The sequence below is a fragment of the Gemmatimonadota bacterium genome (assembly GCA_026706345.1).
Lineage (GTDB): Bacteria > JAAXHH01 > JAAXHH01 > JAAXHH01 > JAAXHH01 > JAAXHH01.
Genome location: JAPOYX010000202.1, coordinates 1 through 3,762 on the forward strand (window position 1 = coordinate 1; position 3,762 = coordinate 3,762).

Consider the following 3,762-nt stretch of genomic DNA (forward strand, 5'->3'; position numbering starts at 1 on the left):
TGCAGGTCCGTGGGCCAACACCTCTCGGGTTACGTGCAGACCGCACAGGCTTATCTCGCCGGTTTGGGTGCCTACGAGCAGGGCGTGCGAGCGTATTCGGCAGAGCTCGACAACCTCGCCAACACACTGTCGCAGGTGGCTCAGGGGCTCCCGCCGGGAATACCCGGACTGCAGGAAGGCGTGGCGGCGCTGAGCCAGGGTGTGGCGGCGACCCAGGCGGGCGCGAACGCGTTGCTGCCCGGTGTTGCGCAGGTGCGCGCGGGTGGCGCAGCGCTGCTGTCCGACCCGGACGTGCGCAGGGGCTTTGGTGGCCTGGCGGCCTATGGCTGCATCCCGTTTTCCGATCCCACGAAGGATGGAAACTATGCCGGGGCGCTTGACGAGAACGAAGTCACCGGGACGTTGCGGTTGTCACGTGCCGTCGGCGACCACCTGCTTTACGGCGGGTATTCCCGCGGGTACAAGGCGGGCGGATTCAATATGGACCGTAGCGGCTTGTCCAGCCCGATCCTGTCTGCTCTGGCCACCGGAGTGGCGGTACCCGCCAGCCTGGATCAATGGATATTTCGCCCCGAGACCGTCGATTCATTCGAACTGGGCGGCAAGTTCAGCCTCGACAACTGGCGTGCCCTGCTGGATGTCAGCCTGTTCCACGAGGAGTTCCAGGACTATCAACTCACTGCCTTTACGGGATTCGCGTTCGAAGCGCTCAATATTCCGGAAGTGACTTCCAAGGGCGTGGAGATCGAAGCGCGCGGCGCGATCAACAACGCCATCGAACTGTTCGGCGGAGTGACCTATGCGGACGTGCGTTTCGGCAGCGGTGCCGAACACGGCTACCGTGCCGGCCGCCAGTTGACCCACGCGCCGAAATTCACGGGTGTCGGCGGGATCACCATGCGCTTTCCGATCGGTCCTCTGGAAAGCGCGTTTCACGTCGACGCGCGCTACACGGGCGAACACAATACGGGCGCGGATCTGGATATCGAAAAGCTGCAGGAGTCCTACACGGTCGCCAATGCCAGGCTGATCTTTACATCCCAGGGCTCGCCGTGGACAGTGGACTTCTGGGCGCAGAACATCTTTGACGAGGAATACGCCATCACTGTTTTTGACGCGCCTCTGCAGGGTGAAGGTACCGGTCCCGGATCGACGCAGACCTTCAATGCCTACCTCGGCGACCCCCAGCTGTACGGCGTCAGTTTCCGGTACGAATTCTAGTCGCCGGCAAGTCGGCGTCTCACGGCGGCGGAAGGCGCTCCGCCGCCGTCGGCCGATGCTCGGAGGCGTTACGGACAACGCCGACCCGTAGGCCCGGACGCGCAGCGGGCGCACCGCCGGACCATCGTGCCGATGATCCGGCGTCGGTCCCGTGAGGATCACGTCGTCCCAATGGTCGTATCGTTTCTTGTCTGACTTGGCGGTACGGATGCAGTGGGCCAACGCGGGGAGAATTGTCAGTCAGGCAGCGCAGAGGGATCACAGTGGGATGCGGCGGCGTCTTCAAGGCAGCCGCGTGCGAGCCGAGACCGCGTGCCCAGTGAGTGAAGTGATGAGCCGTGTTCTTGCGCTCCAGCGACGGCAGCCCCGACGGCAGGGCATCAACCATGCCCGAAAGTTTACCCGGCAGCGATTCGTTCGATCTTGATTGCGCTTTCCAGGTGACGAGAGCGGGCAAGGTCGAAGGCCAGTTGCATGCCGAGCCACGTTTCCAAGATGTACTGGCGCCGAACATAAACAATAATCTCAACAGCGTCACAGATAGGGGATGATCTATCTGAGTGCCGGTGGGCTGGGGCTAGTGCGATCTCAGATCGCATTTAGGCCTTGCCATAGTGCCATGAAGCCGAGCGCGCCCGTGATCAGCGATGTTCCGACGGAGCCGACCATGCGTAGCGGCGTCTGAACGTGGTCGTAACGCAAGCCAATCGGGTGAGCCACGCGGCAAATAACCAGCGTGATACCTACCACATGCAGGAATACGGGGCTTCCTCCGTTAATCTCGACAATTGCCATCAGAACAATTAGCAGTGGCACATGCTCCACGAAGTTTCCGTGACGGCGCATCTCCACTGCAACTTCTCTATTTCCGCCGTCTAGTATGGAAATACGGGTTATCGCCCGTTTCACTCCGATCCGTGTGGTTAGGAAGATAAGCACTGCAACCAATAGCGCGGCATAAAAGGCTGTGATTTCGACGGCCATGACTGTTGTTCCTTCCATTACTAATCCGACACTTGAGCTTGGGCAGAATCCATAGCTGGCCCACGATGGCTCTCAATTCGACTCAGCCGACTACTCATATTGTATTGACAGGCTGAGCTTCTGCCCGAACCAATCAGGTATCCGAAGACTCAATTCTGGAATCTCGCGGATTAGACGCCTTTCATCGTACAGTTCAAGTGTCCAAGAGAACGGGTCAAGCCCAGTGGCGCAAAACTTCGTCATCCGAGAAACATCAGAGTAAGGGAAGCTGATATAGAAGTTTGAGAACAGGAAACTAACCTGCATAACAGATATCCTGTCTTGGACGTAAAGAAAGGGGATTCCGCAGGACTAACGATCGCAGGAGCGTGGGTCGGTATCCGACCGAGCGGGTGCAGCTTCGCGCTAGCTCGTGTCGATAAAGGACGGCTCTTTCAGGCTTGCGCTGCCCGTGCGGCTATCGGCTAGGCTCATGGGAGCCATAAGTGGCGTGAGCAGAATGAGCCTCGAAGTCAAGAAACCGGGACAAGGACTAGCGACGTTGGAGATCAGCGCACCACGTCTCGCGAAGCGCCCTCGTACGCTCTGGCGTAGCCGAGGGACAGCAGATGCTCGGACAGATCAAGCCCGTTGGCGAGCGTGACGTTGGCCACGAGGCGCCCCGCGTGCTTGTCCGGTTGTACGTCCACGAGTAGCACCCGCTGCCCTACGAGCACCCTAACGTAGTCTCGGGCTGTGATCGCGAGCGAGTATTCGATGTCGCACCGCGCCCGGCTCTCGGGCGTGTCGATCCCCCTGAGTCGCACGTTGCCCGTCCATTGCAGGTCCGGTCACAGGTCGGCCACGACGGCGAGTGTGTCGCCGTCGTAGGCGCCGGTGATCGTAGCCGCGACCTGCGGGCCAGAGTTGTCGTGGAAGGAAAGCGACTGCGCCGACGCCACAATGGGGCACAGCACGAGCCACAGCGGCCTGATATTCATCTGACGATCAGATCCGCCGGGTCGCTGAGAGATTCCGGGAGCACTATGAACTCCCGCGTTCTGGCGTTGATGCTGTCCAGCCAGCCTAGTTCTATGGCTCCTGTGGACGCACACGCCACACTGGTTAGCTGGTTGGCAACCGTACTCCTGTCTGCCAGAAGCCCAGGTTCGCCGTGACGGTCGAGCTGTACTCGTTGTCGGCCATGACAAACATGTTGTACCTGATGGGGACGACTTGCGGAGTGAAGAATACGCTTCGCGGGCAGTCAAACGCATTCGCGGGCCGTATTTCCGTGTCCACGGACGCGCGCAGCTCGGCGACGATCAGGCCGCTGTCGTACTCGATCGTCTGTATCGGTATCTGGAATTCGGCGAACCGCGAGACCATCGCATCCCAGACGCGCCGTTTTTCGACCATGAACGTTCTGGAGTTCTCGAATTCGTATACGGCGGGCGGAGTCGCGGCGCAGCCGGACAGCAGGACGTACGTTACTGATGCAAGCAATACGATTCTCATTCTGATTCGTGGGGTGTGTCATCGAAAGAGCGTTACCAGGACGCCGCGCCCGAGGGACTG

The 3,762-nt window shown here is 60.2% G+C and carries 6 protein-coding genes; 2 read left to right on the forward strand and 4 right to left on the reverse strand.

Annotated features, from left to right (window positions below; translation table 11 throughout):
• Window positions 1-1,221, forward strand: a 1,221-nt coding sequence (locus tag OXG98_14090) for a TonB-dependent receptor (GenBank protein ID MCY3773131.1), incomplete at its 5' end; no start/stop codon positions are given.
• Window positions 1,222-1,607: 386 nt separating this feature from the next.
• On the forward strand, window positions 1,608-1,772 hold the full coding sequence (locus OXG98_14095; protein MCY3773132.1) for a hypothetical protein: 165 nt from the start codon (window positions 1,608-1,610) through the stop codon (window positions 1,770-1,772).
• Window positions 1,773-1,809: 37 nt separating this feature from the next.
• Here the strand turns inward: OXG98_14095 and OXG98_14100 are convergent, their stop codons facing one another.
• The 4 genes from OXG98_14100 to OXG98_14115 all read right to left on the reverse strand — a co-directional run bounded on the left by OXG98_14100 (window position 1,810) and on the right by OXG98_14115 (window position 3,690).
• Window positions 1,810-2,205, reverse strand: a complete 396-nt coding sequence (locus tag OXG98_14100; GenBank protein MCY3773133.1) for an MAPEG family protein — start codon at window positions 2,203-2,205, stop codon at window positions 1,810-1,812.
• Window positions 2,206-2,753: 548 nt separating this feature from the next.
• A complete protein-coding gene (locus OXG98_14105; GenBank protein MCY3773134.1) occupies window positions 2,754-3,011 on the reverse strand; it encodes a thermonuclease family protein in 258 nt (85 codons plus the stop codon).
• A 24-nt stretch (window positions 3,012-3,035) separates the two neighbouring features.
• Complete coding sequence (locus OXG98_14110) at window positions 3,036-3,161, reverse strand: hypothetical protein (GenBank protein ID MCY3773135.1); 126 nt, start codon at window positions 3,159-3,161, stop codon at window positions 3,036-3,038.
• Between the two features lie 148 nt (window positions 3,162-3,309).
• Window positions 3,310-3,690 (reverse strand): hypothetical protein, encoded by a 381-nt coding sequence (locus tag OXG98_14115; protein ID MCY3773136.1) that lies wholly within the window; start codon window positions 3,688-3,690, stop codon window positions 3,310-3,312.
• Between the last annotated feature and the right edge of the window lie 72 nt (window positions 3,691-3,762).